General features: G+C 52.6%; 19 protein-coding genes and 1 pseudogene. 13 read left to right on the top strand and 7 right to left on the bottom strand.

All coding sequences use genetic code 11. The features are described 5' to 3' along the window. Positions 1-243: 243 nt before the first annotated feature. Together AC3RPL_RS19950 and AC3RPL_RS19955 are read right to left on the bottom strand one after the other, a co-directional pair. Entirely contained in the window at positions 244-1,560 is a 1,317-nt protein-coding gene (locus AC3RPL_RS19950; RefSeq protein ID WP_490741295.1) for a glycoside hydrolase family 10-like protein, read from the bottom strand. 20 nt (positions 1,561-1,580) lie between these two features. Beyond that, positions 1,581-2,459, bottom strand: coding sequence for an N-acetylmuramoyl-L-alanine amidase (locus AC3RPL_RS19955; protein WP_490741296.1), 879 nt, complete (start codon positions 2,457-2,459; stop codon positions 1,581-1,583). A 412-nt stretch (positions 2,460-2,871) separates the two neighbouring features. Between AC3RPL_RS19955 and AC3RPL_RS19960 the strand changes: the two genes are divergently transcribed. The 3 genes from AC3RPL_RS19960 (at position 2,872) to AC3RPL_RS19970 (ending at position 5,518) form a co-directional block, all read left to right on the top strand. Next, positions 2,872-3,414 (top strand): cysteine hydrolase family protein, encoded by a 543-nt coding sequence (locus tag AC3RPL_RS19960; RefSeq protein WP_367167955.1) that lies wholly within the window; start codon positions 2,872-2,874, stop codon positions 3,412-3,414. 1 nt (position 3,415) lies between these two features. Next, entirely contained in the window at positions 3,416-4,366 is a 951-nt protein-coding gene (locus AC3RPL_RS19965) for a GlxA family transcriptional regulator (RefSeq protein WP_490741297.1), read from the top strand. A 147-nt stretch (positions 4,367-4,513) separates the two neighbouring features. Continuing rightward, on the top strand, positions 4,514-5,518 hold the full coding sequence (locus tag AC3RPL_RS19970) for a LacI family DNA-binding transcriptional regulator (RefSeq protein WP_490741298.1): 1,005 nt from the start codon (positions 4,514-4,516) through the stop codon (positions 5,516-5,518). A 190-nt stretch (positions 5,519-5,708) separates the two neighbouring features. Here AC3RPL_RS19970 and AC3RPL_RS19975 read toward each other — a convergent pair whose 3' ends face one another. The 4 genes from AC3RPL_RS19975 to AC3RPL_RS19990 form a co-directional block, all read right to left on the bottom strand. After that, positions 5,709-7,190 (bottom strand): sugar porter family MFS transporter, encoded by a 1,482-nt coding sequence (locus tag AC3RPL_RS19975; protein WP_490741299.1) that lies wholly within the window; start codon positions 7,188-7,190, stop codon positions 5,709-5,711. A 107-nt stretch (positions 7,191-7,297) separates the two neighbouring features. Beyond that, complete coding sequence (locus AC3RPL_RS19980; RefSeq protein WP_490741300.1) at positions 7,298-8,239, bottom strand: sugar phosphate isomerase/epimerase family protein; 942 nt, start codon at positions 8,237-8,239, stop codon at positions 7,298-7,300. A 10-nt stretch (positions 8,240-8,249) separates the two neighbouring features. Further along, a complete protein-coding gene (locus AC3RPL_RS19985; protein WP_490741301.1) occupies positions 8,250-9,428 on the bottom strand; it encodes a Gfo/Idh/MocA family protein in 1,179 nt (392 codons plus the stop codon). Positions 9,429-9,692: 264 nt separating this feature from the next. Beyond that, positions 9,693-10,688, bottom strand: coding sequence for an acyltransferase (locus AC3RPL_RS19990; protein ID WP_490741302.1), 996 nt, complete (start codon positions 10,686-10,688; stop codon positions 9,693-9,695). Between the two features lie 191 nt (positions 10,689-10,879). Here AC3RPL_RS19990 and glyQ point away from each other — a divergent pair, with 191 nt between their 5' ends. The 4 genes from glyQ to AC3RPL_RS20010 all read left to right on the top strand — a co-directional run bounded on the left by glyQ (position 10,880) and on the right by AC3RPL_RS20010 (position 15,669). Next, entirely contained in the window at positions 10,880-11,791 is a 912-nt protein-coding gene (gene glyQ / locus AC3RPL_RS19995) for a glycine--tRNA ligase subunit alpha (protein WP_261641882.1), read from the top strand. 9 nt (positions 11,792-11,800) lie between these two features. Next, complete coding sequence (glyS, locus tag AC3RPL_RS20000) at positions 11,801-13,870, top strand: glycine--tRNA ligase subunit beta (RefSeq protein ID WP_490741303.1); 2,070 nt, start codon at positions 11,801-11,803, stop codon at positions 13,868-13,870. Between the two features lie 213 nt (positions 13,871-14,083). Then, positions 14,084-14,332: a helix-turn-helix domain-containing protein gene (locus AC3RPL_RS20005; RefSeq protein WP_490741304.1), complete on the top strand. Its 249-nt coding sequence runs from the start codon at positions 14,084-14,086 to the stop codon at positions 14,330-14,332. After that, a complete protein-coding gene (locus AC3RPL_RS20010) occupies positions 14,332-15,669 on the top strand; it encodes a type II toxin-antitoxin system HipA family toxin (protein WP_490741305.1) in 1,338 nt (445 codons plus the stop codon). Before AC3RPL_RS20005 ends, AC3RPL_RS20010 begins: the two co-directional genes overlap by 1 nt. A 100-nt stretch (positions 15,670-15,769) precedes the next feature. Here the strand turns inward: AC3RPL_RS20010 and AC3RPL_RS20015 are convergent, their stop codons facing one another. Then, positions 15,770-16,063 carry an HTH-type transcriptional regulator gene (locus AC3RPL_RS20015; RefSeq protein ID WP_490741306.1) on the bottom strand — a complete coding sequence of 98 codons (294 nt, stop codon included), beginning with the start codon at positions 16,061-16,063 and terminating at the stop codon, positions 15,770-15,772. 387 nt (positions 16,064-16,450) lie between these two features. Between AC3RPL_RS20015 and AC3RPL_RS20020 the strand changes: the two genes are divergently transcribed. The 6 genes and pseudogenes from AC3RPL_RS20020 to mtlR all read left to right on the top strand — a co-directional run bounded on the left by AC3RPL_RS20020 (position 16,451) and on the right by mtlR (position 23,352). Further along, on the top strand, positions 16,451-17,644 hold the full coding sequence (locus AC3RPL_RS20020; RefSeq protein WP_490741307.1) for a DUF8462 domain-containing protein: 1,194 nt from the start codon (positions 16,451-16,453) through the stop codon (positions 17,642-17,644). A 157-nt stretch (positions 17,645-17,801) separates the two neighbouring features. Beyond that, positions 17,802-18,518: pseudogene (locus AC3RPL_RS20025) on the top strand (DUF3053 domain-containing protein). A 152-nt stretch (positions 18,519-18,670) separates the two neighbouring features. Further along, positions 18,671-19,123, top strand: a complete 453-nt coding sequence (locus AC3RPL_RS20030; protein ID WP_490741308.1) for a DUF943 family protein — start codon at positions 18,671-18,673, stop codon at positions 19,121-19,123. A gap of 445 nt (positions 19,124-19,568) precedes the next feature. Further along, positions 19,569-21,491 (top strand): PTS mannitol transporter subunit IICBA, encoded by a 1,923-nt coding sequence (locus AC3RPL_RS20035; protein ID WP_490741309.1) that lies wholly within the window; start codon positions 19,569-19,571, stop codon positions 21,489-21,491. Between the two features lie 93 nt (positions 21,492-21,584). Beyond that, positions 21,585-22,733: a mannitol-1-phosphate 5-dehydrogenase gene (gene mtlD, locus AC3RPL_RS20040; protein WP_490741310.1), complete on the top strand. Its 1,149-nt coding sequence runs from the start codon at positions 21,585-21,587 to the stop codon at positions 22,731-22,733. Positions 22,734-22,815: 82 nt separating this feature from the next. Further along, positions 22,816-23,352 carry a mannitol operon repressor MtlR gene (gene mtlR / locus AC3RPL_RS20045; RefSeq protein WP_490741311.1) on the top strand — a complete coding sequence of 179 codons (537 nt, stop codon included), beginning with the start codon at positions 22,816-22,818 and terminating at the stop codon, positions 23,350-23,352. Positions 23,353-23,356: the final 4 nt, after the last annotated feature.

Consider the following 23,356-nt stretch of genomic DNA (forward strand, 5'->3'; position numbering starts at 1 on the left):
AAATTCTACAAAATAATCCGGTAACTTTTTACTTTTTTGGCTGATAAAAACACCGAAAGTAACACGCTGAACATTTTGCCGTAGAAGATAAAGAATTTATTCCCGGAAGAAACGCAAAAGTTGCTGAGAAAAGCAGAATAAACCTGAAGGCAACCGTTGCCAGCCCATTGCTGCGCCAGCTGCCCCTGTTACTTGTGGCCAGAGTGAAAAACCTGACCTCTTCTTACCAGCTGAGGCGCGATATCATTCTGAGCTATGCCAGCGGCTTTTCAGGTAGCTGACCGCCCTTTCGGTCTGCGGCTGGCTCAGATAAGCCTGCCTGAACAGGATGGCACCGGACACTTCCGGCAGGCTGTCATTCAGATCCAGCTGCCTTTTCAGTTCGGGAACGCCTCCTGCAATATGCCAGTCTGGCTCGATGGCTGAAAATGTCCCGACTTTGTACAGCGCCAGACCAATATATAAACGGGTGTGGGTATCCCTCACCACATCTGCCCACCACCTTGTCAGTACATCATAACGGGCAACTTTACGCCCCACCGGCCAGTACAATTGCGGTGCAATATAGTCCAGCAGCCCCAGCTTTACCCACTGGCGGGTATCAGCGTAAGCCGTATCATAAGCCGCCGCGCCAAGGGTGTCTGAACCCAGCGGATCATTGCCTTTATTACGCCACACCCCTGCCGGACTGATCCCCAATTCGACATTAGGTTTCAGCGCCCTGACCGCAGCAGAAACCTGCTTTATCATCAACAGGGTATTATTTCTGCGCCAGCTGGCTTTATCCGCAAAACCTGTGCCGTACTGATGCCAGGTAGCCTGGTCCTGCAAGGGTGAACGGGCCGTTTCGTAGTAGAAATAGTCGTCAAACTGAATGCCATCTACCGGATAGCTTTTTACCACCTCCGTTACGACGTTGGTTATCCAGTCACGAACCTCTGGCAGACCGGGATCCAGCACAAAGCGGTCACTGGCAGTGCGTATCCATTCAGGGTGGAGCGCGTAAACGTGGGCGGGCGTGGTGTTGAGTGTACGTCTGAGCAGAGCAGCAGTCGCAGGCCGATCGTTGAGTGAAACACGGTATGGATTAAGCCAGGCATGGACTTTAATGCCTCTTTTATGCGCTTCGCTCAACATCAGTGCCAGCGGGTCATAACCAGGATCCTTGCCGATAACGCCGGTGAGCACGTCCGACCAGGGCAGAATAGCTGAATGCCACAGCGCCGTGCCATCGGGCTTGACCTGGAAAAACACGGTATTGATACCCACTTTGACCATCTCATCCAGCGCATCGGTTAGCGCCTGCTTCTGCATCGCTATTCTGGCATTATCTGTTGCTGCATTCAGCGATGCCGCTGGCGGCCAGTCGAGGCCCGAAACAGTGGCAAACCAGACTCCACGCATCGGTTTTGCCACTTCCGGCGCAGCCTGTTGCGCAGCGGGCGTCTGTTGAACTGGCTGAGCGGGCTTAACCGGCGCTGGCCTGGGTGCACAGCCAATCAGCGCCAGTAAACCAGTCGTCAGCACCATCTGGCGCACTATTTTCGCTGCGGTTAACATCCCTCTCCTTTTTGCCCGTCTCAGGCCTGACGATATTTCTGGATTAAAGCACGAATAATAGCTTCCGTTTCCGCATCTGCATTGCCGCTGATATCCGTTGGCCTGAAGTGCATCTGGAAAGCAGTAAAATGTTTACGTGTCGCGTCATCAAGGATGCCATGTTGCGGAATCTGGTCATAGCCATACTGTTTGAGTAAGGCCTGAAGTTGTTTAACCTCTACAGGTTGACCGGGCGCACGACCTGCCAGGTAACCATTGACGATAGCCTTGTCGGGCCAGGCACCGATTCCCATCGCGGCCAGCTGCTCCCAGGGAAACAGTTTTCCGGGGTCCTGTTTTCTTAGCGGCGCAATGTCGCTGTGGCCGAGCACATTATTGGGCGTTATCTGGTAGCGATGAATAATATCTTTCGCCAGAGCGGCAACGGCAGCGATCTGTTGTGGGTTAAAAGGATACCAGCGGCGCTGACCATCCAGATCATCCGTAAATCCCGGATTAACGATTTCGATACCGACAGAGCTGTCATTCAGGTTATTTCTGCCATTCCAGTTGCTGACACCGGCGTGCCAGGCGCGTTTATTTTCATCCACCAGTTGTAGTACTACAGGTTGATTATTTTTAAACTCAGGCTGCTGTAAAATCAGATAATGGGCGCTGACGTTACCCTGCGTCAGCGCTTTTAATGATTTCTCATCATCCAGTGCCGTGTAGTGTAATACCAGAAAACGCACCCTTTCGTCCTGAGCAACTGCCTTAACAGCATGGTTGACGTTATAACCGTCGCGCGCCTCGATGGTGGCCGGCTTTGTCGCACAGCCGCTCATTACGATTGCCAGTAGCGTCGTTGTGCCTGCTCTTTGTATCTTATTTAGTTGTGATAAAAAGCCATGTGTTTGCATAAATTAAAACTCCTTTTACTATTTTTAATAACTCTTTAACTATTCCCTTGCTGTTTCCATTATTTTTAATTTTTCAAAAATGAAATAAACCTTTTTTTAAGATAATTTAACCAGCAATTAATATTATCGCCTTACGCAATTTCAGCACGTTTTCTTCTTATTTAATATCATATAACGACTAGCTAAAGAAAATAAAAAAGGGGAATACGAACATTCTGCATAAATACCCACAGCAGGGCACCTGCCTTAACAGAACAGAACGCGCTTTCGTCATTGTCAGCAAACTGTTTACCTGCAACGTCATACCAATCTGTAGTGGTCCTTCAGTGACATAATGATGTCCCATTTTGACCTTACCGGCCTGACATTTCGCTGACATCATGGCCTCTTCCCCCTTTTATGGAGTCCGAAAATGTCAGCAACGGTACTTTTGGTGATTGACGCTCAGCAGTCGTTCTACCATCGTGGTTATCAGCAAACCCATGAAATGCCCGCTTTTGAACAGCGTCTCCGCGCACTGATTGATGGCTGTCTGCTGCGGGGTATCCCGGTGGTGGATGTGTTCCATGTGGAAGATCAGGGGGCATTTTCGCTGGCATCGGGTCTGGTGCAGCGACTTCCCTTTCTCAGCCACCAGCCGGTGAAAACGGTATATAAGCGTGTGCATAATGCGCTGACGGAATCAGGCCTGGAGCCGTGGTTGCGCGAGCAGCAGGTAACGCATCTGATTATCAGTGGCCTGCGAACTGAACAGTGCTGTGAAACAACAGCCCGCGTCGCCTCCGATCTCGGCTACCGGGTGACCTTTGTAACCGAAGCTACGCTGACGTTTCCAATAACGCATAATCAGTTGACGCTGAGCATCAGCGATTTGCGTCATCGTACTGAAAGCGTGCTGATTGACCGCTTTGCCGACATTCGCAACGTTAACGACTGTTTAAAGGAGCTGGCCTGATATGACCCTTCCCGTATGGTTTGTCATGATGCCGGGCGTGATGACGCTGGATCTTACCGGACCGGCAGAGACGCTGAAGCTGGCGGACGACGCTTTTTCACTGCGCTATATCGGCCCGGATGAGAAGGTGATGACCTCGACCGATATGGTCATCACCGACATTGAACCCCTGCCGGAGACGTTACCTGACGGCAGCCTGTTGGTGATCCCCGGCGTATCTGATTCCGGCAGCGGGTTCGACACCCCGCAGGCGGTGTTAATCCGTCACTGGCTGATGCGGATGCAACCTGCTATTCACGCCAGGCGAATCACCCTGTTGTGCATCTGCTCCGGTTCGGTGCTGGCGGCCCGTAGCGGCTTATTGCACGGCATACAGTGCACCACTCATCACGAAGTGATTGCCCGGCTGAAAGCCGCAGAACCTGCGGCGATAGTGCAGGAAAACCGGATATTTGTTGAAGATCGCGGGATATGGACCAGCGCCGGGATCACCACCGGTATCGACCTGTCGCTGCATCTGATCAACCGCCTGTGTGGCGCTCAGATGGCGCTCAGGGTGGCAAGGGAGATGGTTGTCTGGTTCCGACGCTCAGGCGAAGATCCGCAGCTGTCACCGTGGTTGCGCTACCGCGATCACCTGCACCCTGCTATCCACCGCGCGCAGGATCTGCTGATTGAGCAGCCGGAGCAGGGCTGGCCGCTGGAGGAGCTGGCCGTACGGGTGCACGTCAGCGCCAGGCATCTGGCGCGTCTGTTCCGGTTACATCTGGGCATCAGCGTACGGGAATATCATCAACAGCTCCGGCTGGCGATCGCACAGCAGCGATTACAGCAGGGCGAAGGCGTCGAGAAAGCCGCATTATCAGCAGGGTTTTCCTCTGCCCGTCAACTGAGGCGAGCGCTAGCGCGCAGGCCCTGTGCGGAAACGCCTTCAGGTGCTCCGCTGCTATAATGGCACCCGGTTGCAAGCAAGGAACAGTGCCCGGTTAAGACCCTGGGATATCGCTTCAGGCTCCCTGTGCTGAGTGGCTTAGCGTCAGGGGGGATTTCGGCTTAATATCTTGTGCAACTTCTGGAATCAGCTGATGTGGAAAGACAGATGACAGCAAACAAAAACAAGGTTACCGCCAGTGATGTTGCAAAGCTTGCTGGTGTTTCAAAATGGACGGTATCGCGCGCCTTTATGCCAGAAGCATCGGTTTCCGCCAGCGCCAGAGAACGTGTTATGGCTGTCGCACGTGAACTGGGTTACCGCCCCAATCTTCTGGCGCGAAGCCTTGCAAAAAAGAAGACCAACATTATTGGCGTCGTCATTGATGAAATGAAGAATCCCCACACGCTGATGCTGATTGATGAAGCAACACGACAATTGCAGAGCAGAGGGTATATGGCATTGATACTCAATATTTCTGCCAACGCCCACCACCAGTCGGTGATGACTCAGGCGGATCAGTTGCAGGTCGACGGTATCTTATTTCTTGCGACAATCCTTTCACAGGAACTCATCAGGCTGGCTGAGGATATATATCGTGTGCCGCTGGTGCAGCTGTGCAGGCATACCTCATCAAATGGGATAGACGTCATAGCCAGCGACGGAATGAGCGCTGGCGAACAAATGGCTGAATTACTGATAGCACAGGGATTTCGTCGTTTCGGCTACATGGCTGGTCCTGCCACGCCCTTGTCGCACACCTTTCGTAAAGAGGGGTATGCAGCAGGGCTTGCGAAAGCGGGATTAAAAATTGATGTGATGCTCGACGCAGGCAGCTATAACCGGGAAATGGGCTGGAAAACGTTGCAGGATTACCTGGAATTAACGCCCGCTGAGGCGCGAATTGATGCGCTTCTGTGTGAAAATGACGTGCTTGCTCTGGGAGCGATGGCTGCCCGACAGAAACTGGCACCGGAATGGCATCCTGGCATTGCCGGTTTTGACGATATTGAAGAAGCCAGCGCGCCAGACTGGCAACTTACCTCTTACAATCAGCGTATTGACAAGCTGGTGCATGAAGCACTCAACCGCCTGATAGAGGGACGGGCAAGTAGTGACAATAGCTGGCAACGGGGGGAGTTGTGTATCAGGCATTCTCACCTGAAAGTCTGAACAGAAAATATTCAAACCATGATGAGTTGTCTGCATTCAGGCAACCGATAATTTACCCTCCCTCTGTCGCAGCCCCGGAAAGGGTAGTGACAACCCATTTTCTTAGAAGTCTGCCGCGCTGGCGACGTGCCAGACAGTTCCGCAAACGGTCTGGCGTTTTTGTCTGCTCATTCATCATCACAGGGACTATTCAGATGTTGTCTTTATTCAGTTCGCGGTTAAGTCTCTGCGGCTGAGTCAACGTTTGTGCGCTGTATCTCTCCTTAAGATAGTGCTCGATTTGCTCCAGGCTTCGCCCTTTGGTTTCCGGTAAAAAACGCAGGACGAAAAAGCAGCCAAAAATGCCGATGATTGCGTAGGTAAGAAAGGCACCTGACAGGCCAACCGACGCCAGCAATAAGGGAAAAGACATAGAAATAAAGACATTGGCTATCCATAAGGTGCATACGGCGATCCCCATGCAGACGCCGCGGATGCGCGTTGGGAACATCTCCGAGAGTATGAGCCAGATGACTGGCGACCATGTCCCCTGAATAAAGCACAGAAACAGCAGCATACTGGCAAGAATGAGATAACTACGCAGCAGATTGACTTCACCAGCAATCTGAGCTGGCATGAAGAAAGATATGCCGGTCAGCAGAAACAAACAGCAGGTACAACCAATCTGGCCTGTCGCCGCCATCGTGCGGCGGCCCACAAAGCCCAGCAGGATGATCCCGATGAGTACCATGATGACGGAAATAATGCCGTTGGCGATAGTGGCAAACAAGGCCGCGTTGGTACTGAGGCCTGTATCCTGAAGGATGATCGGGGCGTAATACATAATGCTGTTGACGGCGGTGGCCGCCTGGAAAAATGCCAGCCCGCAGCCAATCAGCACCACTTTACGCACCCATGGGATCCGCAGGTCCCGGAGTGACCCTTTATTCATGGCGTCTTCAGCAAGGGTTTCCTCAATTTCCATCATCTCCCAGTCAACATCCTTTTCATCTCTGGTACGGTTCAGCACGGCGCGAGCCTCAGCAAAGCGACCTCTGAACGCATACCAGCGCGGCGTATCCGGTAAAAAAAGCATGCCGAACCAGAGCAAGACAGCAGGGAGGGTTGCAATACCCAACATCCAGCGCCAGGACGTTTCACCGCCCCAAATCTCGTTGAGAGTAAAGTTAGAAATGTAGGCCAGCATCTGACCCGTAACAATCATCAGCTCGCTAATGTTAACCAGCTGTCCGCGCCGGTTAGCTGGTGCCATTTCTGACAGATAAAGCGGAACGGTGGTGCCCGCGCCCCCAACGGCAAGGCCAAGCACCACCCTGAAAATCAGCATCATTTCAAGAGTCGGAGCCAGTGAGCTGCCAATGGTGCCGATGGCGAACAGAACCGCCAGCAGCAGAATCATTCGTCGTCGCCCAATCCTGTCGGACATACCGCCTGCCAGAATCGCACCGGATGCTGCCCCAATCAGCAGGGAACTGGTTACCAGTCCCGTTGTAAAAGGTGTCAAACCTAACTCCGGCCCCATAAATAACAGCACGCCAGAAATAACCCCGGTGTCATAACCAAACAGCAAGCCACCCAGCGTAGCAATAAGGGTAATCACTTTAACGATCGGACGTGTGGTGCTCTTACTGTTCGGCCCGGAAGCAGGGTTTTTTGATATATATTGTTCCATTGCAGGCTCCAGTTTTGTCCTGAAAACAATGTATTTATTTCATATTGATGAAACAAAGAAAGGCGGGGAGAGCCCCTGATGCCGCCGGGCCCTCACTAAGGCATGTTTTACTGACTGATAGTTTGTTGCAGTGCTCTGACGGAGCTGGTGATACCAGCATCAACGGACATGGTTAAATCTTCCATTTCGAGGGATACCCAGTCGTTGTAGCCCATCATACGAACAACAGAGAAGAACTCTTTCCACCACTGAAGATCCTGCCCGCAGCCCACTGCGACATAGTTCCATGCGCGACTGGCCACATCCTCAACGGGTTTAGTTTCCAGCAGGCCATTTATATCAACGATGCCGCGCTCCAGACGCACGTCCTTGCCGTGGCAGTGGTGAATCGCCGACCCCAACGCCCGCGCTGCGGCAATCGGATCGCCCCCCATCCAGATAAGGTGGCTTGGATCAAGATTTAATCCCACCATCGGGCCCACCGCATCACGCAGGCGAAACAGGGTTTCGGGATTCCATACCAGCATTGAACTGAAGTTTTCCAGGGCAAATTTTTCCACACCACACTCTTTCGCCTGTTTCACCAGCCCTTGCCAGTAAGGGATGGCAACTTCATTCCACTGGTAATCCAGTGCATCTTTCAGCGTCGGGGGCCAGCTTACGGTATAGGTTATCCAGTTCGGTACGGTATCGCCCGGAGCCGCAGCCGGAAGACCGCTCATCATGACAATTTTTTTAACGCCAAGCAGTCCCGCTAACTCCAGCGTTTTTTCGGTATCAGCACGGTGGATTTTGCCCAACTCTCCTGGCGAAAGTGGGTTGCCTGAAACATTCAGCGCAGCGATGGACATCCCGCGCCGCTCCAGCGCATCCAGCACCTTTTTGCGCTTGCCTGCATCGGCAAGCAGCTCGTCCGTTCGCAGGTGTGGCGCTGATGACCAGCCGCCGGTGGTCATTTCCACCCCATAAACATTCATTGAAACCAGTTTGTCGAGCATCTCTTCAAAGGGCAGATGGCCCAGGCTATCGGTACAGAAGGAAAGTTTCATTATTCAGACCTTATTGGTAGTTAACCCAGGAGGAACCGTTGTCAGCCGAGCGAACACAGTTTTCAATCCAGCGAACACCTTCAATACCCGCGTCAATATCCGGATAAATCAAATTGCTCAGCGTCTCCTCATCGCCGCGCTGTCTGGCACCGATCGCTATGGCGAATTTCAGGTAAATATTTGCCCATGACTCAGCAAGACCTTCGGTGTGAAGCGCGCCCAGACGCTCGTCGGCCAACGCGCTTTCATGCAGATACGGCATGCCATGGTGTAGGGTCTGATTTGGCTGTCCCTGTACTTCGTACTTCAGCTCACCGGGAGTGGAGTCAGTCCATTCCAGGCTTGCCTTTGAGCCAATCACACGAATGCTCTGACTGTCCATTGAACCGGCATTAATCGAAGATGCCCACATGCGGCCAACCGCCCCGCTTTCGTAGCGGATAAGCACCATCGCATTGTCTTCAAGCGGTGCGCGCGAGGGGATAAAACTCTGACGGTCGCAGAGCAAAGAGGCTATTTTCTGTTGCGGAAGCAGCAACTGAGAAATGTAAAAGGTGTGGGTTGAAATATCTCCCAGAACAAAGCTCGGCCCGGCAATTTTCGGATCCACACGCCATTTCTGTGCGTCACTAAAGGTGTCAGCGGATTCGTTGGCGCTAAAACCGTGGGTATATTGCATGTCCACCATGCGAATGGTGCCCAGTTCACCTTCAGCGATCATCGCCCGCATTTGCATCAGCAGAGGATGACCAGAAAAGCCGTAAGTCACGCCAACAATAAGGCCTTTTTGCTCTGCCAGCGCTTTGATTTCACGCGCTTGTGCAGAGGTGAAGAAAAGGGGTTTTTCACAAATGACATGGACCCCTGCGTTCAGCGCAGCTCGGGTGATTTCATAGTGCGTACCGTTAGGCGTGGCTATTGAAACAACCTCCACGCCATCTTCGCGGTTCGCTTCATATTCAAGCAGTTGCTGATAATTGTCATAACAACGACCTGCATCAAGCCCCAGATTGACGCCAAAACTCCGCCCGCGTTCAGCATCCACATCGAATGCTGAGGCGACCAGCTGATAGGCGGTATTATCACGCAGCGCACCGCTGCGATGTTTATAACCCACCTGGCTCAACCTTCCGCCCCCAATCATACCCCAGCGTAAAGGGCGAGAGATTACTTTTTCACCGTTCAGCATGTCTTCTCCTGACTATTCATATGAGGCCGCCGTTATTACTCCGACCTGCTTGCACCCGGGTGCAAATGAGGAATAAAAAATCCCGCCGGGTGATTTGTTCAGCCCAAATGTTGAGCAAGCCAGAATAAATGTAAAGAGGGCAAGCTTTAAATTTTACGAATAGATCACAAATTCGCAATATATTGCACCCGGGTGCAAAAAAGAGCGTTATGGTGCTGTCGCACGGTTAATACCCCCTGCTCTGTTGCCAACTTTTAACAGAGTTCAGCTGACATAATGGCGGGTATCCAGCCGCCGCAGCCCTATCGCCAGCAGCAGACTACCCAATAAAGTGAGGGTAAACACCAGCGGGATATCCAGCCACGGGCGGTCGGTATTATCCAGGTGGTGGGTGCGCATAAAATGGATAAACAGCGCATGGAAACCATAAATCGGCAGGGAATAGCGGGAAACTGTCGCTAAAATCGGCAAAGGGCGTTGATTTAGGGTATTTTTAAATAAAATCAGCAGGCTGACGGCGGCAACAAACACCGATGGCCCACAATAGACATACCAGGTGTCGGCAAAAGCGCCATTTATGGCCATCTGCTTTTTTGTTCCCACCGCAATCCCGAGCACGCAGATGATAAAGACGATACCCGCCAGCCAGCTCACACCGCGTCTGTTGGTATCCATGATGCCAATGGCGCGGCCAAATAGTGCGTAAAGAACATAATAAAAACTGTCGCCGCTCAGCCAGAGATTCAGCGGCAGCCAGTGGAACCGTCCCACTGATTGCGTGACGGTATTCGGGTTAGCCAGCACCGCCAGCAGCAGTGTCACCACCGCCAGATAACCTGCCCGGACCGGTTTCACCTGAATCAGTGGGGAAAGCAGATAAACGGTGATGATGGCGAAGAAAAACCACAGATGATAGAAAACCGGCTTTTGCAGCAGATAGCGCAGAGAGAGTCCGGCATTGATGGGCGTCAGCCAGTTGATATAAGCCAGCGCCACGGCACTGTAAAACAGCAGGCACAGAAAAATACGCAGAAAATGGCGTCGCCCGGCGCTACGCTCACCAAAAAACAGATAACCGGAAATCATGAAAAATATCGGCACACAAACGCGCGAAGCGGAATTCAGCAGATTTGACAGATCCCAGCTATGCTCGCCAACCGCAGTACCCCGCGTGACATACCAGGTGGTGGTGTGGATCATAATCACCATCAGGCAGGCCACCGCACGCAAATTATCCACCCAGACAATCTTTTCCTTCATTACCGTTCCTGCCCCGTCATTCCGTCGCTATGAGCGTAGCTTTTCGCAATACATTCAACAACGCCAGCTTCCGAAAATCATAAAACGTTGGCTGAAGCATCCCAACTTAGCGTTGACAGCGGGCTGACTATCCGACGGTCAAAGGGTATACTGACGCCCACTTTTAAAACCGCATCGCGTGCGAATTCAACATGCAAAAGTTTGATACCAAGACATTTCAGGGACTGATCCTGACCCTACAGGATTACTGGGCACGTCAGGGCTGCACTATCGTACAGCCGCTGGACATGGAAGTGGGTGCAGGAACCTCTCACCCGATGACCTGCCTGCGTGCGCTGGGGCCAGAGCCAATCGCGGCCGCCTACGTACAACCGTCACGCCGTCCGACAGATGGCCGCTATGGCGAAAACCCCAACCGCCTTCAGCACTACTACCAGTTCCAGGTGATCATCAAACCCTCACCGGACAATATCCAGGAGCTGTACCTCGGCTCACTGAAAGAACTGGGCATGGATCCCACCATTCACGATATTCGCTTTGTGGAAGATAACTGGGAGAACCCGACGCTGGGCGCATGGGGACTGGGCTGGGAAGTGTGGCTGAACGGTATGGAAGTCACCCAGTTTACCTACTTCCAGCAGGTTGGCGGGCTGGAGTGCAAGCCGGTTACTGGTGAAATCACTTATGGTCTGGAGCGTCTGGCGATGTACATCCAGGGCGTGGACAGCGTTTATGATCTGGTCTGGAGTGACGGTCCGTTAGGCAAAACTACCTATGGCGACGTGTTCCACCAGAACGAAGTTGAACAGTCGACTTACAACTTTGAATATGCCGATGTCGATTTCCTGTTTACCTGCTTTGAGCAGTACGAGAAAGAGGCCCAGAGCCTGCTGGCGCTGGACAAACCCCTGCCGCTGCCAGCCTATGAGCGCATCCTGAAAGCAGGCCATACCTTTAACCTGCTGGATGCCCGTAAAGCGATCTCTGTAACCGAGCGGCAGCGTTATATCCTGCGTATTCGCACCCTGACTAAAGCCGTGGCTGAAGCTTACTATGCGTCCCGTGAGGCGCTGGGCTTCCCGATGTGCAATAACAAAAAATAAGAGGCAGCCATGACTGATAAAACTTTTCTGGTGGAAATCGGCACCGAAGAGCTGCCACCCAAGGCACTGCGTACCCTTGCTGAATCTTTTGCCGCTAACTTTACGGCTGAACTGGATGCCGCAAACTTCAGCCACGGTGAAGTGAGCTGGTTCGCCGCGCCGCGCCGTCTGGCGCTGAAGGTGGCAAATTTAAGCGCCGCGCAACCCGATCGTGAAGTGGAAAAACGTGGCCCGGCGATAGCCGCCGCGTTTGATGCCAGTGGTGCTGCCACCAAAGCCGCAGAAGGCTGGGCGCGCGGCTGCGGCATTACCGTCGATCAGGCCGAACGTCTGCGCAACGACAAAGGCGAATGGCTGCTCTACCGTGCCCACGTTAAAGGCGAAAGTGCGCAGTCGCTGTTACCGGATATGGTCAGCAACTCGCTGGCAAAACTGCCAATCCCCAAACTGATGCGCTGGGGCGATTCCGACGTGCAGTTTGTGCGTCCGGTACACACCGTCACGCTGCTGCTGGGTGACGAGAGCATTGCCGCTACCATTCTGGGCATTGAATCAGCCCGTACCCTGCGCGGTCACCGCTTTATGGGGGAGCCGGAGTTCACCATTGATAATGCCGACCAGTATCCGCAGATCCTGCTGGAGCGCGGTAAGGTTCAGGCGGATTACGAAGTCCGTAAAGCACAAATCAAAGCCGATGCCGAAGCCGCCGCGCGGCAGATTGGCGGCGTTGCCGATCTCAGCGACAGCCTGCTGGAAGAGGTTACCTCGCTGGTGGAATGGCCGGTGGTGCTGACGGCAACTTTTGAAGAGAAGTTCCTTGCCGTGCCCGCAGAAGCGCTGGTGTACACCATGAAGGGTGACCAGAAATACTTCCCGGTGTATGACGCAGCGGGGAAACTCCTGCCAAACTTCATTTTCGTCAGCAATATCGTGTCAAAAGATCCGCAGCAGATTATCGCCGGTAACGAGAAGGTGGTACGTCCACGTCTGGCTGATGCCGAGTTCTTTTTTAACACCGACCGTAAAAAGCGTCTGGAAGATAATCTGCCTCGTCTGGAAACCGTGCTGTTCCAGAAAGAGCTGGGGACACTGCGTGATAAGACCGACCGTATCCAGGCGCTGGCTGGCTGGATTGCCGCTCAGACGGGCGCCGACGTCAACCACGCAACTCGTGCAGGTCTGCTGTCCAAGTGCGACCTGATGACCAACATGGTGTTCGAATTTACCGACACGCAGGGCGTGATGGGCATGCACTATGCGCGCCACGACGGTGAAGCCGAAGATGTTGCAGTGGCGCTCAACGAGCAGTATCAGCCGCGTTTTGCCGGTGACGATTTGCCCTCTAATCCGGTCGCCTGTGCACTGGCGATTGCCGACAAGATGGATACCCTGGCCGGAATTTTCGGTATTGGTCAGCACCCGAAAGGCGACAAAGATCCTTTTGCACTGCGCCGTGCGGCGCTGGGCGTGCTGCGCATTATCGTCGAAAAAAACCTGCCGCTGGATTTGCAAACCCTGACAGAAGAAGCCGTACGCCTGTATGGCAGCAAGCTGAGCAACGCTAAAGTGGTCGATGAGGTTATCGATTTTATGCTGGGCCGTTTCCGCAGCTGGTATCAGGAAGAGGGCCACAGCGTGGATACACTTCAGGCCGTGCTGGCCCGCCGCCCTACCCGTCCGGCGGATTTCAATGCCCGGATGAAGGCGGTTTCCCACTTCCGTACGCTGGAGGCGTCCGCCGCTCTGGCCGCAGCCAATAAACGCGTCTCCAACATTCTGGCTAAATCCAGCGAGCCGCTGAATGACAGCGTGCAGGCTTCCCTGCTGAAAGAGAATGAAGAGATCCAGCTGGCTACCTATGTGTCTGCTCTCAGCAGCAAGCTGGCCCCTTTCTTCGCTGAAGGTCGCTATCAGGATGCCCTGATTGAGCTGGCACAGCTGCGCACGGCGGTGGATAATTTCTTCGAGAAGGTAATGGTCAATGCGGAAGACCGCGAAGTGCGTATCAATCGCCTGACGCTGTTGGCAAAACTGCGTGAGCTGTTCCTGCAGGTGGCCGATATTTCGCTGTTACAGTAAGACACACAGCTGAGGCTTACCTGACGGGCGGATGATTATCCGCCCGTTTTTTATTTCAGTTCCAGCCCTGAGCACCACGATTTTTTTGTAACCTCCTTTATAGCAAAAGTGCTATATGTGGTGTGTTATAGCAGAAATGATATATTTGCTGTTTATAGCAAAAATGCTATATTTTCCCGATATCGTAAAAATGCTATAAACAGCAGGCAGGTGATGATGAAGGTGCGCCGTCCCGTCGATTTCAGTTCAGCAATTAAAAACGCACGAGCCAGTTCCGGCATTAATCAGGCAGAGCTTGCCTCTTTGTGCAATACCACGCAGTCCGCCATCTCACGTTTAGAAAAAACCGGGGCCTGCCAGTTGGATACTCTGCTGCGAATCTGCGCGGTACTGGATTTGATGGTGGATATCTCTCCCCGAATCCAGTCCGTTTCTTCATCCACAGACCAGGGGTTATGGTAATGGCCGCAGAGCATCTCTGGTGCTATATGAACGATAAGCATGTCGGCATCCTGAGTCGCGATAAAGGGGAGCAAAGCTTTACCTACAGCCAAGCCTGGCTGGAGGATAAGCAGCGACGTCCACTGTCGCTAAGTATGCCGCTGCGCGAGGAGCCGTGGAAAGGACAAGTTGTTGAAGCCTGGTTTGATAATCTGCTGCCGGATAATGAAAATATTCGGCAGGCGATTGTTGATCGTCTGGGTGCGCAAAGCCGGAAATCATTCGATCTACTGGCTCTGCTGGGTAAGGACTGCGTCGGAGCGATCACCCTGTTGACAGAACAGAGTACCTTACCACTGGAAGCCGTTCAGGTAGAGAAGTTAAGCGAAGCGCAAATAGCCGATATCATTCGTCATACCCGGACCGATAATTTGCTGGGTATGCAAGCCAGAGACAGCTTTCGCATCTCCATCGCCGGGGCTCAGGAAAAAACTGCGCTGACATGGTGGGATAATGCCTGGTGCAGGCCTCTGGGAAAAACCGCAACCACACATATTATCAAACCGCCAATTTCATCAAGAAACGGAGATCCTCTCGACCTTTCTAACAGCGTTGATAATGAGTGGTTCTGCCTGCATTTTCTGGATGAAATGGGACTGAAGGCTAACCGTTGTGACATCGGGATGTTCGCAGGACAAAAAGTGTTAATCGTCGAACGTTTTGACCGTCTGATTGTTGACGATAAAATTTACCGCTTACCGCAGGAAGATTTATGTCAGGCGTCAGGAAAAGCGGGCCAGAGTAAATATGAAGAACACGGTGGACCCGATGCAAAAGAAGTGGCCTGGCTGCTCAGATATGCCATAGAACCGACAAACAACCTGGAGATTTTTTTTAAGGCGCAGTTCTGTTTCTGGTTACTGGCGGCAATTGATGGTCACGCAAAAAATTTCAGCCTGTTTCTCACCGCTGACGGCTACAGGTTGACACCTCTTTATGACGTGATGTCAGCCCATCCCTGGTTTGGCAAGGGCATTGAAATGCGTAAAACAGAAATGGCAATGTCGGTACGGGGTAGTAAGAACAAGCATTATCGCTGGTATGAGATTTTGCCACGTCACTGGATGACACATGCACGCTACCTTGGTATTAACACGGAACTGGCCAGTAAATGGCTGGCTGAATGTGTTGAACGAACGCCGGGCAGCCTGGAAAAAGTAATGAAGCAACTGCCACCACATTTTGAGAGACAGACCGCAGAAAAGATCGTGCATGGCACACTAAACACGTTGCAGCGCTATCAGCGGCAACAGCAACGTGAGAAAGAGGCAGGTAAAGCGAAGGTTAAAGACGAATAGCGGGTCGGGCCTGCCCGTGCCCGGTAGCATACCGGACCCAGGCGATGTCAGACTGACAGATAAATTCGCCCGGTGCGGGCAGCACAGCTCAAAGCAAGCGTTATCCCAGCAACTGGCGGCTGAGACAAGGATTAGATTGAATTAACTGCAATAATTTCTGAGCACTGCGCGAAGGTTTACTGCGCTTCGCCTCCCAGCTTTTTACTGACGAAACGCTGACGCCACAGGCTCTGGCGAATTCATCAATGTCCATGCCGGTAATTTCACGAATACGTTTAGGTTCCGGTGTCGATACTTCACACTTCAGGGCCGGAGCGGCCTGAATGATTTCCCGCGTTAATACAATATGTTCAAGACTGGACAACAACTCACCCATTGCATCTTTATGTTCCATATAGCACTCCTCATAAAATCACGAAATGTGAACGGCCAGAGGGTATGAGCCTGAGACTCAGGCTCGTAATACTGACGAACAACGGCCTGAGAGCTCGTGGGAGAGGCAGTGCAGGGAGGGGACGCCAGGAACTTAAGTATTAGATCAAAACAAGTGATTTGCGTCATATTTTCTGACTATTTTTCAACCCTGCTTTTCGGTCCAGGGCTATCTCATTAGCAGGCTTAGCTTTTTGGGTTGATGCGGCCAAAAAGCGCCGGGATTGAGCGAGACGGTAAAGGGGATTAGCAGTGGGAAAGAATCGAGCTCTGTCTAATTCTTAACCTTGCCAATGGGTAAATTGATAATTATTATTTAAATTATGCAAAAACCATAATAAGGATAAATATGGATCCGATACTGAATCCCTATTCGCCAGGTGCAGGCCATCAACCTCCAGAGCTGGCAGGACGCGATACACTACGCCAACGGATTAATATCGCCATTGCACGAATCAAAGCCGGGCGGGCAGCAAAAAGTATTTTGATGATTGGGCTACGCGGTGTTGGGAAAACCGTTCTGCTTGAACAAATGAGAAAGGATGCCGAGGCACAGGGAGCTCAGACCCTGCGTATTGAAGCTCCGGAACGTCGCTCACTTCCCTCTTTGCTTGCCCCCCAACTTCGCGTTTCTCTTCTTAAATTGAGCAGAGTAGAAGCCGCCAAAGATTTAGCAACACGAGGCCTCAAAGCACTTGCTGGCTTCGTTAAAGGCCTTAAGGTGACCTTCAATGACATCGAGGTTGGTCTGGATGTTGAGAGCGAACCCGGCCTGGCTGATAACGGCGACCTTGAAGGGGATCTGACCACTTTACTTGAACAGGTTGGACTGGCTGCACAATCTGCTAACACAGCTCTGGTAATGTTCATTGATGAAATGCAGTATCTTGAAGAAAATCAACTGGCAGCGTTGATTACCGCACTGCATCGCTGCTCACAACTCAATCTGCCGGTCACGCTTGTCGGCGCTGGTTTACCCCAACTTCGTGGACGTACGGGTAATGCAAAATCCTATGCTGAACGCCTGTTCGATTTTTCCGTAGTTGGCCCGTTAAACCGTGATGAATCCACCCAGGCCATCGTGATCCCCGCGCAGGCGCAAGATGTTCATTTTGAGCAAGCGGCAATCGAAGCCATCATTATCAAAACACAGGGATATCCCTATTTTATTCAGGAGTGGGGCAGCCATACCTGGCTTGAAGCCCAGAGCAGCCCCATAACTGCCGCCGATGTCGATAATGCCTCGATCATTGCCATAGCAGCGTTAGATGAAAGTTTCTTTGGTGTTCGTTTTGACCGACTCACACCCTTAGAGAAAAGATATCTCAGGGCAATGGCGGAACTCGGCCCGGGACCACATCGTTCCGGAGATATCGCCGAGCAACTGGGCAAAAAGAGTTCAGCCCTTGGGTTGGTCAGAACCAGCCTGATAAACAAAGGTATGATCTGGAGTCCCAATCATGGCGACAACGCCTTTACAGTGCCTTTATTTGACAGCTTTATGCGTCGTGCCATGCCAGGGGATGACTGGAATAGCCACTGAATATGCTCTGCCTGCCGCCAACGTGCGGCAGCACCAAATTCTTGCCCCCACAGCCACTGATTCCCGTATCCTCCGGACCAGAGTTAGACTATTCTTTAGGCGCGGCACAGGCCGCTTCTTTTGCTTGCAAGCCTTTCTATTACAGGAGTTACTTCCGATGACGACAGGAATTTTTCGCGCCTGGTCACGTCTTTTCGTACCTGTCCTTGCGCTGTTGGTGGTCTTTCAGCTGACCGGCTGCGGCGACAAAGACGCCGATCAACGCAAAGCTTTTATCGATTTTCTGCAAAATACCGTGATGCGCAGTGGGGAACATCTGCCCAGCCTCAGTGAAAGTCAGAAGCAGAACTTTGGCAACTACGTTAAGGATTACGCGATTATTTATGATTTTTCACAGCAGGTGAACCGTGCGGTGGACTCCGGCATGAAACCGGTTGTGGACGAGCTGAACGCTATCCGTACCCCCTAGGATTATCTGACCCGTCGCGATTCGTTGCGCCAGGCCAGCGGTTCACTGGGCGTGCTGACTCAGCAAATCCAGGCGGCCAAAACCCAGGCCGACAGCAGCAAGGCTGCGCTGAAACAACCAGAAGATCTTAAAACGGTCTATGACAACGTCTATACCAAAGTGGTGACCCAACCGGCCAACTCACTGCAACCCCTGCTGCCAGCCTTGCAGACATTAAGTCAGGCTGCGGTACAAACCGGGGATTTCCTGCAACAACAGGGTACGCAGGTGACCTTTAATGGCCAGACTATCCAGTTCCCCACTCAGCAACAGGCCGCCCAGTATAATGCTCTGATGAGCACCCTTTCCGCTAATGCTCAGGTACTCGGTCAGGCGCAGAGTGCGTTACAGGGCGCATTCCAGTAACCTGACAGGGCCGGAGTCATCCGGCCCTGTCCTCCTTCGCTACCGCCCCTGACAACGATATTCCGCTGCCGACGATAACGGGCAAGCACCAGTATCCACCTGACTGAATGGCTAATCCAGGCCCGCCACGGATGAAATCAGCGGAGCACGCAATGAAAAATAGAAAAATCCTTGCGGCATTGTTTCTGACCGTGGGCATTGCTCTCAGCTATTTAATTTGGTTATCACTGCGCCCGGTGACGATTGTGGCTATCCATCAGGAATTTGACACTTCATCCGTGCTGGTCAATCACTTTCCACTTACTGACAGGGGAAAAATAAACTGGTGGCTAACTAATAAAGAGGTATTAAAAGAAAAATATAAAATCCCCCGGACAGATAGTGATGGAGGATTCACTATGATTTTCTGGAACTTTGGCGACGGTAACAAAGAAGAAGGAAAATATGACCGACTCTGCTTTGAAGAAATGAAAACAAAGAAAAACTCCATTGAGAAGGAGCCGGTTTTCTCTGTCAGCAACAGCAGAAACAGAGGGATTATTTTTACCGTCTATGATGGCACATATCATTTAAAGGAAAGTGGAGAGGTTACCAAAGTCGGGTAATAACAGGCTGATATTTGCGTTTGACTCATTTTCATCTCATGCTGGCAGTCAGAATGGCGATACGGTGCAGGGTTAGCCCGATTCTTTTTTCCACGGCCTGAAGGTTAGCAACGAAAATAATGTGTGACTTTTGTCACACATTTATAACAAAGTCACCCCAAAATATTGTGATACAAATCACATTGTATCTGTTGTACTGGCTGTTTATTCGCCAGATATTCCAGCTGATGGCGGATAAATGTGACTGAAGTCACTAAAAAACCCCTACTCCAACCATTATTCAGGTGATCTTAATCACACTTTATCTACTGACTACGCAGCGTAAAATTCGCGTGATAGAGTCCGCCTGCATACAGTGATATTGACGTTTTTTACCGTAACGTTCTAAACAAAAATCAACGCGCTCTCTTATTTGTCGGCGCGTACTTATAAGGGGTGTCTTTTTATGTCCTCATCAGATATCAAGATCAAGGTGCAGAACTTTGGTCGCTTTCTGAGCAACATGGTGATGCCAAATATCGGGGCGTTTATCGCCTGGGGTATTATTACCGCGCTGTTTATTCCTACCGGCTGGCTGCCAAATGCCACTCTGGCTAAGCTGGTCGCCCCAATGATTACCTACCTGCTGCCACTGCTGATTGGCTTTACCGGTGGGCGTCTGGTGGGTGGCGATCGCGGTGGCGTGGTCGGTGCCATCACCACCATGGGGGTGATTGTTGGTGCCGATATGCCGATGTTTCTTGGCTCAATGATTGCCGGTCCTCTGGGTGGCTGGGCGATCAGAACCTTTGACCGCAAGGTTGACGGCAAAATCAAAAGCGGCTTTGAAATGCTGGTCAACAACTTCTCTGCCGGTATCATCGGTATGCTGTTGGCGATTCTGGCTTTCCTGGCAATCGGTCCGTTAGTGGAAGGTCTGTCGCATATCCTCGCCGCAGGGGTAAACCTGATGGTGCAGAACAACCTGCTGCCGCTGACCTCTATTTTTGTTGAACCTGCGAAAATTCTGTTCCTGAACAACGCGATTAACCACGGTATTTTCTCACCGCTGGGTATTCAGCAGGCCAGTGAAGCAGGCAAATCAATTTTCTTCCTGATTGAAGCCAACCCTGGTCCCGGAATGGGCGTGCTGATGGCTTACATGTTCTTTGGTCGGGGTAACGCTAAGCAGTCTGCGGGCGGCGCGGCGATTATTCATTTCCTCGGCGGTATCCATGAGATCTACTTCCCTTACGTGCTGATGAATCCACGCCTGATTATCGCCGTTATTCTGGGCGGGATGACCGGTGTGTTTACCCTGACCCTGCTGAACGGCGGGCTGGTATCTCCAGCATCTCCGGGTTCAATTCTGGCAGTGCTGGCAATGACGCCAAAAGGCGCTTATTTCGCCAATATTGCAGCCATTGTCGCCGCTTTTGCCGTCTCCTTCGTGGCCTCTGCCATCCTGCTGAAAACCAGCAAAGTGAAAGAGGATGAGGATATTGAAGCCGCCACCCGCCGCGTCAGCGAAATGAAAGCTCAGTCCAAAGGACAGACTGCGGCAACGGCCGATGGCCTGAACAGCGATCTGAGCCACGTGCGTAAAATCATCGTCGCCTGTGATGCCGGTATGGGCTCCAGCGCAATGGGTGCGGGCGTCCTGCGCAAGAAAGTCAGCGACGCGGGCCTGAGCAATGTTTCCGTCACCAACACCGCCATCAACAATCTGCCGGGCGATGTGGATCTGGTGATTACCCATCGCGATCTGACCGAACGCGCCATGCGCCAGGCTCCTCATGCACAACACATTTCGCTGACCAACTTCCTCGACAGCGCACTGTATACCGATCTGACTGCGCGTCTGGTGGAAGCAAACCGCTCGGCCGGTCACCGCGAAAAGGTGTCGGCCACGCTCAGTGACAGTTATGACCACAGCCAGGATAACCTTTTCAAACTGAGCGCCAGCAATATCTTCCTGGGCAATCATGCCTCGGATAAAGAGCAGGCTATCCGTTTCGCCGGGGAGCAACTGGTACGCGGTGGCTACGTCGAGCCTGAATATATTGAAGCGATGCTGGAGCGTGAAAAGCTGACGCCGACCTATCTGGGCGAATCCATTGCCGTGCCCCACGGCACCATCGAAGCAAAAGATCGTGTGCTGCATACCGGCGTGGTGTTCTGCCAGTATCCGCAGGGCGTGCGCTTTGGCGAAGATGAGGATGACATTGCGCGACTGGTAATAGGAATCGCCGCACGTAACAATGAGCATATCCAGGTGATCACCAGCCTGACCAATGCACTGGACGATGAGAGCGTCATCGCCAGACTGGCCAGCACCACGGATGTCCAGGAAGTGCTGGATCTGCTTTCAGGTAAAACATCCGCTTAAGCATTGAAACCTTACTGTTACCCTGGGGCCGGGCATGCCCGGCGCTTACTTCAGGCCGGGTCTGCCCGGCTTTATCGTTAATACGGGAAAATTATGCAAGCTCTTCATTTTGGTGCCGGAAATATTGGCCGCGGTTTTATTGGTAAATTGCTGGCTGATGCCGGTATTCAGTTGACCTTTGCTGATGTCAATCAGGTGGTGCTCGATGCCCTGAATGCCCGGCACCAGTATCCGGTGCATGTGGTCGGTGAACAGGCACAGGTGGAAATCGTCAGCGGTGTAAATGCGGTTAACAGCGCCAGCGATGAGATCGTCCCGCTGATTGCAGAGGTGGATATCGTGACCACAGCTGTGGGCCCACAGATCCTGCAACGCATTGCCGCAGGTATCGCCAGCGGGCTGGTCAGACGCCACGACAGCGGTAACCCCCGCCCTCTGAATATCATCGCCTGTGAAAATATGGTGCGTGGCACCACACAGTTAAAAGGCCATGTGATGAAAGCGCTGCCTGAGCAGTACCATGCCTGGGTGGAAGACAACGTGGGCTTCGTTGATTCTGCGGTGGACCGCATCGTACCGCCATCGGAGGCAGGTACAGAGGACCCGCTCGAGGTCACCGTGGAAACCTTCAGCGAGTGGATCGTCGATAAAACCCAGTTTAAAGGCCCGTTACCTGCTATCGCGGGCATGGAGCTGACCGATAATCTGATGGCCTTCGTTGAACGTAAACTGTTCACCCTGAACACTGGTCATGCTATCACCGCCTACCTCGGCCAGCTGGCAGGCCACAAAACCATCCGTGATGCCATTCTTGACCGGCAGGTTCGCGCCATCGTTACCGGCGCAATGGAAGAGAGCGGCGCGGTGCTGATTAAGCGCTACGGTTTCGAGGCTGACAAACACGCCGCCTATATCCAGAAAATCTTCGGTCGCTTTGAGAACCCCTGGCTGAAAGATGATGTCGAACGCGTTGGCCGCCAGCCGCTGCGTAAACTGAGCGCTGGGGACCGTCTGATCAAGCCCGTTCTTGGCACGCTGGAATACCATCTGCCGCACAGTAATCTGGTTAGCGGCATTGCCGCAGCCCTGCATTACCACAGCGATCAGGATCCGCAGGCGCAGGAGCTGGCGGAGCTGATTTCGCGGCTGGGCGTACAGGCCACGCTGGCCCAGGTATCCGATCTTCCCGCAGACAGTGAGGTGGTGGCCGCTGTGGTTAAGGCTTACAGCGCTATGGCATAATGCCGGGGCTGACGGACAGTCGGAAAGGGTACGGTCGGGCCGTACCCTCCAGGGCGGTGGAACCGCAGGATTTTAGTACGATATGCAGGCGCTCATGGAAAAACCACAGGCTTTTGAGAATCGGGTGCTGGAACGCCTGAATACCGGACGGACGGTCAGAAGCTTTTTAATTGCGGCCGTGGAACTGCTGAGCGAGGCGGTGAACCTGCTGGTCATTCAGGTTTTTCGTAAAGACGATTACGCCGTAAAGTACGCTGTGGAACCCTTGCTGCTGGGCGATGGTCCACTGGGAGAGCTGTCGGTCAGGCTGAAGCTTGTCTACGGACTTGGGGTGATCAGCCGCAACGAATACGAAGACGCCGAGCTGTTGATGGCGTTGCGGGAAGCGCTGAACGATGACGGCACCGAGTATCGCTTTACTGATGATGAACTGCTGGGCCCCTTTGCTGAACTGCACTGTGTTACTGCGCTGCCTCCCCTCCCGGATTTGTCCGGCGATGATGCGGAGTTGAGCGCCATGCTCCAGCAGCGTTACCAGCAGGTGGTGCGCTCCACCATGGTGCTCTCACTGACGGAGCTGATCTCCCGCATCAGCCTCAGGCAGGCTTTCAAAAAGTAGCCCA

The organism is Erwinia papayae (assembly GCF_058241465.1).

What these genes read in the sequence shown, in the direction of transcription:
- AC3RPL_RS19950 (WP_490741295.1), bottom strand. Translation starts at nt 1,560, where the DNA reads ATGTTAACCGCAGCGAAAATAGTGCGCCAGATGGTGCTGACGACTGGT.
- AC3RPL_RS19955 (WP_490741296.1), bottom strand. Translation starts at nt 2,459, where the DNA reads ATGCAAACACATGGCTTTTTATCACAACTAAATAAGATACAAAGAGCA.
- AC3RPL_RS19960 (WP_367167955.1), top strand. Translation starts at nt 2,872, where the DNA reads ATGTCAGCAACGGTACTTTTGGTGATTGACGCTCAGCAGTCGTTCTAC.
- AC3RPL_RS19965 (WP_490741297.1), top strand. Translation starts at nt 3,416, where the DNA reads ATGACCCTTCCCGTATGGTTTGTCATGATGCCGGGCGTGATGACGCTG.
- AC3RPL_RS19970 (WP_490741298.1), top strand. Translation starts at nt 4,514, where the DNA reads ATGACAGCAAACAAAAACAAGGTTACCGCCAGTGATGTTGCAAAGCTT.
- AC3RPL_RS19975 (WP_490741299.1), bottom strand. Translation starts at nt 7,190, where the DNA reads ATGGAACAATATATATCAAAAAACCCTGCTTCCGGGCCGAACAGTAAG.
- AC3RPL_RS19980 (WP_490741300.1), bottom strand. Translation starts at nt 8,239, where the DNA reads ATGAAACTTTCCTTCTGTACCGATAGCCTGGGCCATCTGCCCTTTGAA.
- AC3RPL_RS19985 (WP_490741301.1), bottom strand. Translation starts at nt 9,428, where the DNA reads ATGCTGAACGGTGAAAAAGTAATCTCTCGCCCTTTACGCTGGGGTATG.
- AC3RPL_RS19990 (WP_490741302.1), bottom strand. Translation starts at nt 10,688, where the DNA reads ATGAAGGAAAAGATTGTCTGGGTGGATAATTTGCGTGCGGTGGCCTGC.
- glyQ (WP_261641882.1), top strand. Translation starts at nt 10,880, where the DNA reads ATGCAAAAGTTTGATACCAAGACATTTCAGGGACTGATCCTGACCCTA.
- glyS (WP_490741303.1), top strand. Translation starts at nt 11,801, where the DNA reads ATGACTGATAAAACTTTTCTGGTGGAAATCGGCACCGAAGAGCTGCCA.
- AC3RPL_RS20005 (WP_490741304.1), top strand. Translation starts at nt 14,084, where the DNA reads ATGATGAAGGTGCGCCGTCCCGTCGATTTCAGTTCAGCAATTAAAAAC.
- AC3RPL_RS20010 (WP_490741305.1), top strand. Translation starts at nt 14,332, where the DNA reads ATGGCCGCAGAGCATCTCTGGTGCTATATGAACGATAAGCATGTCGGC.
- AC3RPL_RS20015 (WP_490741306.1), bottom strand. Translation starts at nt 16,063, where the DNA reads ATGGAACATAAAGATGCAATGGGTGAGTTGTTGTCCAGTCTTGAACAT.
- AC3RPL_RS20020 (WP_490741307.1), top strand. Translation starts at nt 16,451, where the DNA reads ATGGATCCGATACTGAATCCCTATTCGCCAGGTGCAGGCCATCAACCT.
- AC3RPL_RS20030 (WP_490741308.1), top strand. Translation starts at nt 18,671, where the DNA reads ATGAAAAATAGAAAAATCCTTGCGGCATTGTTTCTGACCGTGGGCATT.
- AC3RPL_RS20035 (WP_490741309.1), top strand. Translation starts at nt 19,569, where the DNA reads ATGTCCTCATCAGATATCAAGATCAAGGTGCAGAACTTTGGTCGCTTT.
- mtlD (WP_490741310.1), top strand. Translation starts at nt 21,585, where the DNA reads ATGCAAGCTCTTCATTTTGGTGCCGGAAATATTGGCCGCGGTTTTATT.
- mtlR (WP_490741311.1), top strand. Translation starts at nt 22,816, where the DNA reads ATGCAGGCGCTCATGGAAAAACCACAGGCTTTTGAGAATCGGGTGCTG.